Annotated in this window: 14 protein-coding genes; 7 read left to right on the top strand and 7 right to left on the bottom strand. The window is 52.4% G+C overall.

Translation table 11 applies throughout. The features are described from left to right. Nucleotides 1-186: 186 nt before the first annotated feature. From K3T83_RS48955 to K3T83_RS48930, 6 genes are all read right to left on the bottom strand, one after another. On the bottom strand, nucleotides 187-1,839 hold the full coding sequence (locus K3T83_RS48955) for an APC family permease (RefSeq protein WP_220210429.1): 1,653 nt from the start codon (nucleotides 1,837-1,839) through the stop codon (nucleotides 187-189). Between the two features lie 556 nt (nucleotides 1,840-2,395). Then, nucleotides 2,396-2,764, bottom strand: a complete 369-nt coding sequence (locus K3T83_RS48950; RefSeq protein ID WP_220210428.1) for a transposase — start codon at nucleotides 2,762-2,764, stop codon at nucleotides 2,396-2,398. Nucleotides 2,765-3,137: 373 nt separating this feature from the next. Then, the gene (locus tag K3T83_RS48945; protein WP_220210427.1) at nucleotides 3,138-4,367 is read right to left on the bottom strand and encodes an MFS transporter; all 1,230 of its coding nucleotides are present in this window, start codon (nucleotides 4,365-4,367) and stop codon (nucleotides 3,138-3,140) included. 105 nt (nucleotides 4,368-4,472) lie between these two features. Beyond that, nucleotides 4,473-5,663, bottom strand: coding sequence for an ATP-binding protein (locus K3T83_RS48940; RefSeq protein ID WP_236065242.1), 1,191 nt, complete (start codon nucleotides 5,661-5,663; stop codon nucleotides 4,473-4,475). Between the two features lie 62 nt (nucleotides 5,664-5,725). Further along, nucleotides 5,726-6,175, bottom strand: a complete 450-nt coding sequence (locus tag K3T83_RS48935; protein WP_236065241.1) for a transposase — start codon at nucleotides 6,173-6,175, stop codon at nucleotides 5,726-5,728. A gap of 110 nt (nucleotides 6,176-6,285) precedes the next feature. Beyond that, complete coding sequence (locus K3T83_RS48930; protein WP_220210426.1) at nucleotides 6,286-6,759, bottom strand: helix-turn-helix domain-containing protein; 474 nt, start codon at nucleotides 6,757-6,759, stop codon at nucleotides 6,286-6,288. Nucleotides 6,760-6,910: 151 nt separating this feature from the next. Between K3T83_RS48930 and K3T83_RS56755 the strand changes: the two genes are divergently transcribed. The 5 genes from K3T83_RS56755 (at nucleotide 6,911) to K3T83_RS48910 (ending at nucleotide 10,633) form a co-directional block, all read left to right on the top strand. Continuing rightward, nucleotides 6,911-7,384: a helix-turn-helix domain-containing protein gene (locus K3T83_RS56755; protein WP_236065070.1), complete on the top strand. Its 474-nt coding sequence runs from the start codon at nucleotides 6,911-6,913 to the stop codon at nucleotides 7,382-7,384. Between the two features lie 110 nt (nucleotides 7,385-7,494). Then, the gene (locus tag K3T83_RS56750; protein ID WP_236065069.1) at nucleotides 7,495-8,112 is read left to right on the top strand and encodes a transposase; all 618 of its coding nucleotides are present in this window, start codon (nucleotides 7,495-7,497) and stop codon (nucleotides 8,110-8,112) included. A 166-nt stretch (nucleotides 8,113-8,278) separates the two neighbouring features. After that, the gene (locus K3T83_RS48920; RefSeq protein ID WP_220210425.1) at nucleotides 8,279-8,860 is read left to right on the top strand and encodes an RNA polymerase sigma factor; all 582 of its coding nucleotides are present in this window, start codon (nucleotides 8,279-8,281) and stop codon (nucleotides 8,858-8,860) included. After that, nucleotides 8,853-9,710, top strand: coding sequence for a hypothetical protein (locus K3T83_RS48915; RefSeq protein ID WP_220210424.1), 858 nt, complete (start codon nucleotides 8,853-8,855; stop codon nucleotides 9,708-9,710). The genes K3T83_RS48920 and K3T83_RS48915 overlap by 8 nt, the downstream gene beginning before the upstream one ends. Before the next feature lie 53 nt (nucleotides 9,711-9,763). Then, nucleotides 9,764-10,633: an ABC transporter permease gene (locus K3T83_RS48910; RefSeq protein WP_220210423.1), complete on the top strand. Its 870-nt coding sequence runs from the start codon at nucleotides 9,764-9,766 to the stop codon at nucleotides 10,631-10,633. Between the two features lie 229 nt (nucleotides 10,634-10,862). Here the strand turns inward: K3T83_RS48910 and K3T83_RS48905 are convergent, their stop codons facing one another. After that, nucleotides 10,863-11,006, bottom strand: coding sequence for a hypothetical protein (locus tag K3T83_RS48905; RefSeq protein WP_220210422.1), 144 nt, complete (start codon nucleotides 11,004-11,006; stop codon nucleotides 10,863-10,865). Nucleotides 11,007-11,044: 38 nt separating this feature from the next. On the opposite strand from K3T83_RS48905, the gene K3T83_RS48900 reads away from it, so the two are divergent. Further along, entirely contained in the window at nucleotides 11,045-11,944 is a 900-nt protein-coding gene (locus K3T83_RS48900) for an ABC transporter ATP-binding protein (protein ID WP_220210421.1), read from the top strand. A gap of 96 nt (nucleotides 11,945-12,040) precedes the next feature. After that, nucleotides 12,041-12,604: a hypothetical protein gene (locus tag K3T83_RS48895; protein ID WP_220210420.1), complete on the top strand. Its 564-nt coding sequence runs from the start codon at nucleotides 12,041-12,043 to the stop codon at nucleotides 12,602-12,604. Nucleotides 12,605-13,497: the final 893 nt, after the last annotated feature.

Below are 13,497 nucleotides of genomic sequence, written 5' to 3'. Positions count from 1 at the left end.
CCGAGACTACTCGTCTCTCAATAGTCTTACGTCATCTGAGCAGTTGATAAAGGAGCTTCAGATGAAGGGGAAAATTTTTTTGCGTCTCCTTGCATGGTTTCTACCTCTGAAACCATGCAAGTTCCTTTTTTCTTGGAACTTGCATGGTTTCTTTGATTTCCCCAATCTTACAATTCGGGGTAGCTCCTATTCGACTTTGTCAGGCTTTTCTGCGCTGCCTACGGCTTCAGCAATTTCGACTTTGTCAGGCTTTTCTGCGCTGCCTATGGCTTCAGCAATCACCTGCTCATCGGTCACATCATCCTTGATGCGAGCATGACCAATGAAGTAAATGATAGCGGCGGCGATCAGCGATACCACGACGATAGCCCCAATCCAGATATCCCAGGGGCCAATCTCGATCAAGTTGGGAACCCAGGGGGCGGACACAGTCGCGTAGAGACCAATACCGCTGGCAAGCATCCCCACGATTGAGCAGAGATAGAACACCCAATCTGGAGCGAGTCGGACATCAGCGAACTCTTCATGATACTTATAGCGAATGACGATAATATCTATGAATTGGAAGATCATCGAAATACACCAGATCACCGTGATTGACGCGAAGAGAATATAGTACATGAGGTTCGCTAAATTCGCGCGGTCAGCGGCATTCGATGCCGCAGTGTAGGGAATGACCATGTAGACGGCTATGGCAAGAACTGCAATGATGATGCTTTGCACAAGCACCGCGACCCACGGCACACGGGCAGCGTTCACTTTGCTCATTGCAGCTGGCAAGCGGCGATCCAGACCAGAAACAAAGAGCATACGACCAAACGAATAATTGTAGACAAGAGCCGCATAGAGGCCGAAGCCAATCATGATCAGGTCAACGATCACCGAGAGCACCAGACCAGCAGGGCCAAAACCATTATGAACAGCATCGACCATTGCCCAGAGATTCGTCTGAGGATTGGTATTCACATAGCTAGACAGGCAGGTAGCCGTCACCTGTGGGCATGCTGAAGGGACAGCCGTCATAATACCAAAAGTAGTGAGGAGATAGGCGACCATGACGACAATGGTTCCCCAGATCAGATAACGAGTCACGGCGCGTTCACTGGTCACTTCAACGCCCATATTCAAGGGCACCTCAATACCCAACAAGGCAAGGATGACGAAGCCAAAGATGGTAAAATTGCCAGTGCTGCCGAAGGTGATGGCCCAACCGCCTCCACTCACAGCCATATTCGTGAATCCAGGATGACCAGAGAGGAGCCAGGCCACTCCTGCGATGCCGATCAATACGATAGCAGCGCCGTACAGGACGAACATAATGTTGACGAGATTTTGTGCGGCGCGGAAACGGATAGCAGAGAGCCAAAAAGATATAGCTGTGACCGCGAGAATCACCAGTCCCAGTTGCCAAGGCTCGGCGAGAATGGTCAGGCCAAACAGACCTGCTAACTGGCTGATGAAGGTACTCACAAGGCTTCCACAGACCATCACAACGAAGATGCCGGGCCACCAGGCACAGAAACCAGCGAAAAACCCCCAGAAAGGACCAAAGGCTTTATTCGTCCAGACATAGATCGATCCTTCCTGGGGAAACATCCGACCAAGTTGTCCAACCACGATAGCCCCTGGAATCAGAAAGGTCAAAAATCCTGCCACGAGATAAATATAGGCCACTGGGCCTGCGGCAGCTATACCAGGCGCGTTCGTGATAAAGAGGACGATGGCAATAAAAATAGCCACCAGATCGAAGGTGTTGAGAACTTTGGAGAGAATGCCTCCTGCAATGCGTTCTGACCGGAGGACCTCGCCCTTACTACTTTCAGTCGTCGTTGTTGCCATGAGAAAATGACCTCCAAAAATTTCTGTGATTCAGGCTTGACACTCCACCTATGAGATGCAAGAGAGATCAAGCCGATACGATTGAGAAATGGGCAGGATCAAATCACGAAAAAAGAAGAACTCCCTTTCTTGAAAAGAAAAATAGAATACTCCCCCAGAGCAACGAAATCGTGAGGAAATGAATCCAGAAGAGTATCTTATGAGTGAGCTGCACTGAACGGTATCAAGCGACCGTCTTAACCTGAAGTATAATAAGGATCGTTTCGCGTGTCAATCCCCTCTTTACAACAGGGTCGGCATTTTTTGCACAGGGCTAGACAGGAAATTCTACCCATGCGAAGATCGCTTCATCTTCAAGAGGAAAGAGAATAATGGACAAGGACACAGACCAGTCTTGACACGAGTTGAGTGAACTTCGGGATTGCCTACGGGGACACGAGTGTACGCCGTGCCGCATGAGAGAGTATCCCTGGTGCAACCAGGAAGAACCGGAGCAATGTTCTTAGGTCAACAGTTTACCCGGAGTCGAAAGACAATGGTGGACAAGAGCCTGCTGTTAACGCAATGACCACCCGAAAACATGTACGGTATAGGAGCACATCCGTGGAAGCAGGTGCTCATAGAGACGAGCCCACTCACAGTCCTTTTTCCGAAGAGCTCCACACACGACGAGATAGAGAATCTGTTTGGTTGGGCGAACGCCTGTGGTGGCAAGACTGCTTCGATCAAAGGAAGTTCCTGATTGCGCTCGCTTCGGTGCCCATCCTAGATAGGATTTAAAAGCAGCAGCCGACTCAAAATTGGCAATGGTGCCGATAACGGCGATCACCGTCGCAGCAGCGAGCGGACCAAGTCCTGGAATAGAGATGAGAATCTGTCCTCCTCGTGACTGCTCGACGATCTGACAGATTTCCGCTTCTAACACGGCTAGGAGGAAGTGCTCGTCGGACTAGAAGCAATTTGTTGGCAACCTGGACTCCCAGCTCTAACTGGCTGTAAAGAGTGTTTGCCAGGTTTAAAGTGTCCCGCTTATCGGTTTTGAGCATGCCCGTCGCGCGCTTATGCACATGGACAATATACACTGCCACATCGAGATCTTGCAGATATTGCTCTAAAAGCTTGTGGTAGTGCCCCGTATGCTCCATCAGGTGGTAAATGCCCTCCTAAGTGAGCACTAATACCCATTGATTTGGGCAAACCGCTTCACGTCTGGGATACCAGCAGAGAAAAGTGTAAATAACGGCGAGATCTACACTCCTTTGATACATCGTCGATCTCCGCCAGTTTGGTTTGTTTGATTACTCCGTTGGTAACGATGCTTGACGAAGCTGAGGATTGAAAAGTGCAAGCAATGCAAAGAGGATGAAGCCAACCCATAAGATGCTCGTCGTCAACAGAACCCCGAAGCGTTGTAGACAGATCCCAACTCCTACTGGACCAAATGTGGAGGATCCCAAGAGGACCAGGCGAGCAATACTACTCACTCGTCCTTGCAACAGGTCAGGGACGACCGCCAGACGATAACTCACGGTTTGAAGGTAGGCGACTGAGTCAAGGAGAGCAAGGCTGGCGATCACGCTTCCTAACACCCACGGGTTCCTCACCACGCCATAGAGGGGCCAAAGCAGGACAAACAACAGCAATGTGCCGATTAGCAGCCATCCTACGGGTACACGACGTTGGAACATGGGGCTGCAAGCTGCCCCCAGAAGGTTGCCAACTCCTGCAGCGGCCAGAATAATCCCAACAAAGCTCAGTGGAATCCGCTCATTGCGAGCGATAACCGCTACCAACAAGATGTTGCTACTTACAAACAGTTCAAGGTAGCCGTCGAGTACGAGATGGAATCGAACAATCGGTTGCTGCCAGACCCAAAGTAGACCCTCGTGAATGTCCTTGAAAAGATGGATCTTCCTTTCTCCTCGCTCTTCTTGAAACGAAGTCCGAATGAAAAAAAGCGAGACCAGTAACACCACATACGAGATGGCATCGGTTAGGAAAGGCAAGAGGCGACTGATACTCAACAAGAGTGTTCCAAGTGGAGCCGCCAGGGAGGTCATACTGAAGACCACTTCATTCTGAGCAAGCGCTTGAGGAAGTTGGGATTGAGGAACCACCTGAGTGAGTGCGCCGAGTTCGGCCAGACCGTAGAACACACTGAAGGTTCCAATGAGGAAAGAGCACACACACAACGATGTGAGTTGAATGAGTGTGGGAAGCCTGCTCAGAACGACAAGTGCAACGCTCGTCAAACACAAAGCCAGCCCTGCTGTACACACAATCATGACTCGCTTACGATCCCAACGATCCACGAGCGCTCCAGCAGGTAGCATGAAGAGAAGAGAGGGAAGTTGCCCAACGGAAACGGCGAGTCCAGCCATCACCGGATTGTTGGTGAGAACGAAGAGAAGGAGAGGAAAGGCGACCTGCGATATCCCCGTTCCCAGCGAGGAGATGCTTTGTCCCATCCACAATAACAAGTAATCCTGATTTCTCCAGAGTGATTTGACTTCTTTTGGACGATCCATCCACTATTTCCTTTTCTAGCACAAAATGCAAGTTTAAACAGTTGAGTATAAAGGAAGGATAAAACAAGGACACTCACCGGACAAAAGAAAAAACTCCTGATCTCCTTACCCTCCGACCACATTCCAGTCAGTTTCTCCTTCCCCCCTGGCCCATCGCAGCCCGGTATTGGGAGTGTTCGTTTTCCGTTTCTTGTGCGATTTGAAGCGCAGGACTCCACCACCTGGCGAAAGAGTCCATGCTCTCCCGCAGCCGGGACACGCAACCCGCGAGACGCCACTCTCTAGAAAACGCTCTCTGGGAATGGGAACAATCCCTGAGAAGGTGCAGTTCCCCAACGCAGCGGGCTGCGCTTCTTCTTTTTTTCGGGATGGTATCTGCATTGCCTGTTCTGTGGGAACCGAAGATGCAAGCTCTTGCTCCTCCTCTGAGGAAGAAACCGGTACGGCTGGTATCTCGGACGCCTCCTTTTTCTCCGGAACCTCTGCCTGCTCTGTTTGGGCCTCTGGTCCTTTTCCGTCAATGATCTCAAACGTGTCATGGCGCAGCACAAGCAGTTCTGCGGCCTGCTCCAGCCACTTCTCTTGCACATCAGTGGCCTTGGCTTCATAGGACCATTGCAGCGCGACCAGCACGAGCTTCATCAGGTGATCCATCGTGACACGGCCTGAGCCGGTTGGGTCGAAAGCTGATTGCGTGAGCCAGTCATAGATCGAGCTGGTCCACCGACGAAGGTTCAGTTGCGACAACAGTGGCTGGAACACCATTTCCAGAGTCGCGAGCACCTCGCGGATTTCTTCGCTGGTGTGACCTGCAACCCAGCAGAAGGGCCGCAGCTGATCGAGTCGGCGACGCCATTGCAGCCAGGTCGGCTCCGATTGATCTAAAATTTCCTTGAGTGGGATCATGTTCCCACGTGAAGCCTCCACCAGACATAGCCCGAGAGGATGATCGTACTGCAAGCGCCCCTGGTCTGTCACTTCCTTGAGCAACATCAGGTGAGGCATGGAAAGATCATGGGCATCATCCACCACGAGGCACTCTGTCCCTGATTGATGCAAGTGTCCCATGAGTTTTGGCTTGCGAGTGCTCCGATGTCCTCGGATCAGCACGCCGAGCGCTGCCAAAAACTGATCGCCCAATGCCTGTTCATCGTCATTGTTTTTGGGAGTCACTACCGCGAGAATGGCTCGTCCGCCAGCTCTTTTTTGCAGGTCGCGGATGCTCGTCGTTTTGCCCGCGCCCGGATCGGCCACAATGACATGCCAGGAACGGTTGTGCCAGGCGGAACGCAACATGGCCTGGAACCTTCGAGCAAAGGCGGTCTCGATGAATGGGTATGTTCTGAAGGGGGAAGGCATCATGGGGAGAGATTAGGGGTATAATGGAAGACGACTTTATGGCTGGGATCACTCAGAAAGGCGGCCCGGCGCGCCATTAAAGCCAGAATGCCATATTCGCATTTCTTGCCCAGGTGTTCCTGCGCAATTCCTTCCAGCTCAGCCACCCAGCGCACCAGGGCTTCGGATTGATGGATGTTGAGGTTATCACAGACCACATGCCAACGGGTGACCTCTTGATCAGTGGCGACGACGGCTTGCACATGCGCGAGAAAATCTTCCTCGGTGCGTGTGGGGCCGCAAAAAGGAGCCAGCAGCTTGCCCGTGACCACATCACGGCTCAGAATGAAGCTGAGCGTGCAATGTCGCTTGTACTCGAATTCACGCCGCTGCACATGATCAGGCACCAGAGGCAGACCCAGATGTTTGCGTTCCAGGGCTTGAACCCCAGTTAACTCATCGGTACTCACAGGACGTTCTCCTTGTTTGGCTAGAGATGGTGCGTCGTAATACACCTTACAGATGCTTCTGATGATTGCTTCTTTCTGCGGATTAGCTGGCGCAGTAAGCCAATAGCGGATCAGATGCGGTTAGAGAGCCTCCTTTTGAGCAGCCTGGAAGCATGCCTGGGAGAAATCTGGTCGATGATGCCTCGTGCCATCACTTCGTCAGCCAATTCACGAGGCGTCCAGTGGCTGGTGGGGTGGTCGGATGGTGGGGTACAGGCAATGGCAACCAATTGGCAAGTTTGTTCTGCGGTGATGCGTGGCGGACGACCAGAACGCGGATGTTCCTCCAGACGTTCCTTCACACTCAGATCACCCAAGCTGGTTGCTTGCGAGCTGATCCAGCGCCTGCGCCACAGGCGTACGGTATCGTCACAGGTGTGCAAATCACGAGCGATTTCGGCATTGCTTTTGCCCGCCGACGCGAGCAGGATCATTCTTCCTCGCAGTGCGTGGTGCTGGGGGATGTTGTGCCCTCGCGCCAATCGCTCCAACTCGTCTTTTTCTCGCTCACTCAAGGTGAGCTTGGCTGCTTTGGGACCTCGCATCCGTTTGTTTTCCCCTTTTTGTTCGTTGATCCCAGTTTACCACACTTCGGCCCCTTTCCCGCAAGGGACTTGAGCCGAGCTGTACTAGTACATGAAGACACAAGTCCTTCTGTGGTAGAATAGGGCCAACAAAGTCAAGGAGGACAGCAGGATGCGAGGCCCCAAACCAGCCGTCTTAGCATTAAGCGAGAGAGAACGGGAAGCGTTAGAAGCGCTTGTGCGCAAGCACAGTATGCCCCAGCAGATCGCGCAGCGAGGACGCATGATCTTGTTGGCGGCAGAAGGGAAAAGCAATGCGCAGATCGCCAGAGAACTGGGAGCCTGCGTGGACACAGTGCGCAGTTGGCGCATGCGTTGGCTCGGCTGGCAGAAGCTTTCATTGGATGACTTCTCGGTGAGTGAGCGGCTCAGTGATACTCCCAGGCCGGGGCGACCGCCTCAGATTACGACTGAGCAATTCTGTCAACTGATAGCTTTTGCTTGTGAACAGCCCAAAGAGCGTCCCATTACCCACTGGACCGGACGCGAGATCGCCGAAGAAGTGATGCAGCGTGGGATCATCAAGTATATTTCGCCACGACACGCCTCACGCCTTTTAAAAAAGGGGATGTCCAGCCCCATCTGATCCGCTATTGGCTCACTCCACCTGCTGATCCTCATCGCGAAGAAACGATCAGGGCTATTTGTCGCGTGTATCATGAGGCTCCTGCATGGGCGAAGCAGGGCGAATGTACCGTGAGTACCGATGAGTTGACCGGCGTTCAAGCCATCGAACGCAAACATCCCGGTCTGTCTCTGGAGTCTGGTTATGTGCAGCGACGCGAATTCGAGTACAAGCGACATGGAACGCGGTGCTTCATTTTGAGCCGCGATGTCGTCACAGGAAAGCTTCTGGCCCCCTTTTGCGGCCCCACGCGCACTGAGGAGGATTTTCTGGCGCATGTGCAAGCTGTGGTCGCGACTGATCCAGAGGTCATGCGCTGGCATGTTGTCTGCGATAACCTCAACATCCATCAGTCTGAAGCACTGGTACGTTGGGTGGCCCAGATCTCCGGCATTGAACAAGATCTGGGCAAGAAGGGCGAGTATGGTATTCTGGCCTTGATGCCCCGTCGAGCCGCCTTTTTGAGTGATCCCTCCCATCGTGTGGTGTTCCATTATACCCCTAACCATAGTTCATGGCTCAATCAGATTGAGATCTGGCTGTCGATCCTGATGCGCAAGGTCCTCAAGCGTGGTTCTTTCACTTCTGTTGAAGACTTGGAGGCCAAGGTGCTGGCTTTCATCGACTATTACAACCAAACGGCCAAGCCCTTCAAGTGGACCTCGCAAGGTAAAGCGTTGACGATCTAAACCACAGAAGGACTTGTGTCTTCGTGTACTAGTCAGGCGCAAGTAGAGATGGGATAGCCCGGAATGTGAACCAATTCCTCGCTATCTTGTATAAACAGTAGAGGATGTTTTGAGGCGAGGCACGTTCTCCTCAATCATTCACCACTCGGCAGGAAGGACCCGGATTATGATATCCGATGAAGACTTATTTCGCGAATGGCAGCACGGCAGCGCCGCTGCCCTGGAAGTACTTGTCCAGCGTTACTACACTCCACTGCTGGCCCATCTTTATCGTCTGATGCAAGACGTGCAAAGCGCCGAAGATATCGCCCAGGAAACCTTTGTCTGCCTGGTACGCGATGCTGGATCTTATCGGTATCCACGGCCATTTCGTCCCTGGTTCTATACCATCGCCAGGCGCCTGGCACTCAATTATCACACGAGCGCCTACCGTCGCCATATCGACCTGGGAACTCCCCTTCCCGAAACGGAAGCCGATGAATCTGATCCGGCAATCTGGTTGGAACGCTGGGAACAGCATCACGAACTGCGAGAAGCCCTCGCCCATTTGAGTTTTGAGCAGCGTGAAATCCTCAGTCTGCGCTATGGTCAGCAATTCAGTGTCAAAGAGGTTGCCAAACTGCTCAACATTCCTGAGGGAACGGTCAAAAGTCGCACCTTCCAGGCTCTGCGCCAACTGCGTCAACGACTTGAACAGCAACCGCCACTTCATAGCATGAACAGGCAAGGAGATCAAACACATGGATAACTTTATGCATCAACCAGATGATACGAGCCTGACTTCTGAGATCAGACAGCAGGAGATTGACGCTCTCCCAGCCGAACTCCAACCCATCGCACACCTCTATGCCATGCAACCAGTGCCGCGCCCAGATGCCGGAGCAGCACAACGTCTCATGGAACGCCTCTTGCACGAAGAAAGCGCGGCAGAACATGCAAACATGTCCTGGAGGTCATCGTCTCTCCAAATCTTACGTGTTTCGCGCTGGCAAATGCTGTTGCTCGGCCCCAGCTTCTGGGTGAGCAGCACACTGCTCTTGGTTGCAACCTTCCTTCTTTTACCTGTTTTCGGTGGAGAGGTTCTTGCCAACCTGCTCATCGTCCTTTTACCTCTCACTGCCATCCTGAGTGTTATCCGTGCTGTACAGAAGCTTTCATTGCGCGTCCACGAAATCGAGGCGAGTTGTCCGATGAATATCGTCGAAACGACCGCTGCATTAGTGCTGGCCATCGTCTTCTTGAACATCTTGCTTGGACTGATCACAACGCTGGCTCTCGCTCTGACCAATTGGGTTCCCTTCGTAGCTCTGCTGAGCACTTGGCTTGGTCCACTGCTGCTGCTCGTCAGTCTCTCGCTGCCCGTTGCTCTGCGCTGGGGAACGCTGCCTGCCTTCTTGATAGGAGGAGGCCCCTGGCTCTACCTTATCGTTACATCACTTGTGTCTCAACTCATGGAGAATGGGCACGTCTCCCTCGTCAACCATAATAGTACACAATTCACGCTCTCCTGGCTGAGTGCGCTGCTTGGCCTGGGTTTGCTCCTCTTGTGGTTTTTGCGCGGATCAAACTGGCAGCGTCATCTTCTCCAGCATAGGTAAGGTTTGGTTCCTTCTGTGGCATCCAGGAGATTTCTGATGGGAGGAAAATCATCATGAAAAGGGTTTGGACCGTCTTTTACTTTGAATTGCTCCTGTACTGGCGTGGATGGCTGGGGTGGGCAATTGCAGTGATCATGGCTCTCTTCGGTTGGAACATCGCGCCGCTCGTAAACTTGGCAAATCCCTTTCTCTGGGAGATTCTCTGTTTGAGCTTTGGCTTTTTGACACTCATGTTGGCATTTATGACAGGAAATCAGATTCAGCGAGACCACCAATTGCGCATGGACGGAATCATCATGAGCACTGCTGTACCTACAACTAGCTTTGTTCTCGGCAAATATCTGGCCCAATTGCTCACCATTCTCTCGTATGCAGCAGTTGCTCTGCTTGCGCTGCTTGGAGCCTCTCTAAGAACCATCGGGACACCATACTTCTCGCCGCCATTGGGGCCAGGGGTGGTTACACTCATTTGGCTCATGTTGGTGCCGGTGCCACTGATCTTTGTCTGTGTTCTGATGCTGTTCGGAATCTCTCTGTTGCGTGGAAAGCGAGCCTTCATTTTCGTTCTTGTTCTGCTGATCTGGATAGCGCCTCTCGCTCTTGTAGATCGGATCTCTGATGTGTTCAATCTTCCAACGCCCTCTCTCCTGATTCTGCCGGCCTCGCCGCAAGCGCCATCGAACAGTCTGCTCAGATTGGATGCCGCGAAAAGGCTCTATATCGAGAAGCTGAGCAACGATGGAGTTCTGCACTTCACTCCTGCGGACTGGAAAGAACTCACGCATCTGTATCAAAGCACGGTCATCCCAGAGCATATGACCACTACCTTTTTACTCAATCGCGGTCTCTTCCTTGCCTTGAGCATTCTGCTCTTCATCGGCACTACATTCATCCTCAAATTTCAACGTCAGGGCAGACTATAAAAGCGACAAACCAACAACTGAGAAGGAGGTTGAAACCATATGCACCCCAGGTACGCTCCCTTGATTGTTTTTCTTACGCTGCTGTGCGGAATGCTCGCTGGATGCGGAGTCTCGCCCTCGCCGCAGGCCCCTCATGTCACCCCGGTGGCTGCTCCTGGCGCAAGCAGCGTAAGCAACCCCATCCAGACCCCGGGTAGTTCTTTCTCTTCGGTCATTGTGGTGACTGAGTTTAGGTGCCGTTGCAAAAGAGTATCCAATCGTGTTTTACCAGGGGCATCCGTTGTTTACATATGTCGGTGATCAGATCCCAGGCCAACTCAAAGGAAAAAGGGATGCTAATAGCCTCTGGCAGCCCGCCGATATTACTGTTCATCCTGGCCTCTAGCAATACAAAAAATAAGGACACCATCCATGTCAACATTGCTCATAGATCAAATCAGTAAGCGCTATGAAAAAAAGCGCTGGGCTCTCAAAGACATCTCATTGCGCCTCGACAGCGGTGTGCTGGGTCTGGTTGGACCCAACGGAGCTGGCAAAACCACGCTGCTGCGCATGCTGGCAACACTGCTCACTCCTGGTAACGGAACAATTTACTGGAATGGGCAAGACATCCTCAAGCGGCCCGAACTCTTGCGCCGCGAGCTTGGGTATCTCCCTCAGGATTTCGGCATCTATCCGCAGCTCACCGCTCGCGAATTCCTGACCTATATCGGCGAACTAAAGGGACTGCGCGGCCTACACCTCAAACGCCGCATCAGCACTGTCCTGGAGCAGATGAATCTGACCTCCTCTGCCAATGAGCGATTGCGCACCTACTCTGGGGGCATGATTCGCAGAATTGGCATCGCCCAGGCCTTGCTCAATGATCCACACCTGCTCATCCTTGACGAACCCACCGCTGGCCTCGATCCTGCTGAGCGTGTTCGATTTCGTGAAATCATCACCTCTTTGGATGGAGAGCGGCTCATTATCCTCTCGACACACATTATTACTGATGTCGAAGTGATGGCGACCGAAATCGCGCTGCTCCAGCAGGGGCAACTCCTCTGGTTTGGAAGCACGGATGCGCTTCTGGGCGATGCTCAGGAGTGCGTCTGGAGCCTGACTCTGGATGCCGACGACTTCGAGCGCCTACGCAATCGCTATCACATCAGTACAGTTCTCAGGCGTGGCAGAGAGATAACGCTGCGGCTGGTCTCCTCGGCCCGCCCACATCCAAATGCTACCTCTGTTGAACCTACCCTCGAAGAGGCTTATCTCTTCATCAGCAGCCAGATACCAAATAGGAAGGAAGCCATACCTATCAAATAGTATTCATCGCCTGTTCATAAATAGCAGAAAGAAGGCAGCTTGTTCGCCAGATGAAATAAGGCCTGTCGACCCACTCAAAAGAAGGAGCTTTAGAACATGCGAAGAGAAGAACACGGCGCTGAGTTTCCAGAATCCTCAGCGCTCCCTGCTGAACGCAAGCCGCTCAAGTTGGTTCTAGGTTTTCTGCGGGGATTGGTGCCCGGCATAAGTACTGTCCTGATTCTTGCCATCTTCAACCACAGTGGCTGGTTTGCTCTCCTGGGCGGGGTCTTCGGCATGCTTCTCTATGATGTACTCGCCTTTGTGGAATGGCTGTTTGGTCGCAGTCTGGGTCGAAAAAAGACCCCCCAGAGGCAGGACATCGTGGGCGAGGCAGCACGACAAGCGTTCGTAGCTATGGTATGGCCCTGGCTTCTCATCTATGGCCTGCTGGCAATAGGAGCAGCTGTTGGACTCTTCAGCCTTTCTAGCCAGCAGAGTCCCCTTTTTGCCTTGATCTGTGGCGCTCTTAGCCTCCTGTTTTGTATCAGTTTGTTTCGCTGGATAATGATGGCCGGTCTATCGGTCCTCGTCCTCTTTTTGCTCCCAAACTGGGAGAAGGGACTTGACCCTCCCCCTGGCGAGGGAGAGAGAATGGGGAACGATGAGAGAGAAGACTGATGCAGAAGTCGGCACTTGACTCCCTTCAGCTTCTACTTTGCAACTGATGACAGCAACCTTAACTCCACCCCTATTTAGGAGGGCGTTTCAGACATTGCATAGAGCTTCCTTCTTGCCTTGGCCGCTACTTTTGTCCAAACTCATCATGATGGTTGTTCCTCCTGCTCATTGCACTCCATCCACCTACCTTTTGTCAACCTCATCACCTTTCTTTTGCTATATCTACTCTTCATCTATCTTATCGCTTGTTTGTTCTTTCAATAAGGTGATAGGCAAGCTCAAGTATTCTCATAAACCCAGCAAGGACTTTTTCAACAGGCTGCGGTCGATTGTGAGATGCCCTGTGGACTGAAGACAGGGCTTTCCAATTCTCCCATCTAGCGGGAGTGCAGAGGGCGGCAGCCCTTTGCCGGGGTGCGGGGTGTCCCCGCAAAAAACCTTTTTTCTTCTCTTTTGCGCGCCGCCTGCGGCGGCGCGCGAAGGAGGGAAGGAAACTGGGGACACCCCAGACCCCGGCAGGGAGACCCTGCACCCCTTTGAGCGGAGAACTGGAAAGCCCTGGGACTGAAGAAACGGCGCTTGACAGACAGAAGCGTCATGTGATAAGATTGACACATCTTTTCAAAAAGTAAGCAGCAAGGATATCAATGAAGTCATGATGAAACGTCCACATCCCCCCCAGCTGACATGCATCCTCAACATCCTTGCTCATCCTGCGGGTGTATTCGCGCCGCATGCGGCGCACTGCGAGGAGTAAGAGCAGAGGCAAACTCTCTCCCTTTTTTCTCTTTTTTTGGATATATTCCACCACTTCTTCGCATGGCGCCGTCTCTTGAGATACTCTTTAGATCTTCATCATCTCAATTACATGTGTGTGCGAAAGGAGTCCTTTT

This window comes from Reticulibacter mediterranei (assembly GCF_016587455.1).
This window is presented reverse-complemented; position numbering and strand designations above follow the sequence as displayed.

What these genes read in the sequence shown, in the direction of transcription:
- K3T83_RS48955 (WP_220210429.1), bottom strand. Translation starts at nt 1,839, where the DNA reads ATGGCAACAACGACGACTGAAAGTAGTAAGGGCGAGGTCCTCCGGTCA.
- K3T83_RS48945 (WP_220210427.1), bottom strand. Translation starts at nt 4,367, where the DNA reads ATGGATCGTCCAAAAGAAGTCAAATCACTCTGGAGAAATCAGGATTAC.
- K3T83_RS48940 (WP_236065242.1), bottom strand. Translation starts at nt 5,663, where the DNA reads ATGTTGCGTTCCGCCTGGCACAACCGTTCCTGGCATGTCATTGTGGCC.
- K3T83_RS48930 (WP_220210426.1), bottom strand. Translation starts at nt 6,759, where the DNA reads ATGCGAGGTCCCAAAGCAGCCAAGCTCACCTTGAGTGAGCGAGAAAAA.
- K3T83_RS56755 (WP_236065070.1), top strand. Translation starts at nt 6,911, where the DNA reads ATGCGAGGCCCCAAACCAGCCGTCTTAGCATTAAGCGAGAGAGAACGG.
- K3T83_RS48920 (WP_220210425.1), top strand. Translation starts at nt 8,279, where the DNA reads ATGATATCCGATGAAGACTTATTTCGCGAATGGCAGCACGGCAGCGCC.
- K3T83_RS48915 (WP_220210424.1), top strand. Translation starts at nt 8,853, where the DNA reads ATGGATAACTTTATGCATCAACCAGATGATACGAGCCTGACTTCTGAG.
- K3T83_RS48910 (WP_220210423.1), top strand. Translation starts at nt 9,764, where the DNA reads ATGAAAAGGGTTTGGACCGTCTTTTACTTTGAATTGCTCCTGTACTGG.
- K3T83_RS48905 (WP_220210422.1), bottom strand. Translation starts at nt 11,006, where the DNA reads ATGAACAGTAATATCGGCGGGCTGCCAGAGGCTATTAGCATCCCTTTT.
- K3T83_RS48900 (WP_220210421.1), top strand. Translation starts at nt 11,045, where the DNA reads ATGTCAACATTGCTCATAGATCAAATCAGTAAGCGCTATGAAAAAAAG.
- K3T83_RS48895 (WP_220210420.1), top strand. Translation starts at nt 12,041, where the DNA reads ATGCGAAGAGAAGAACACGGCGCTGAGTTTCCAGAATCCTCAGCGCTC.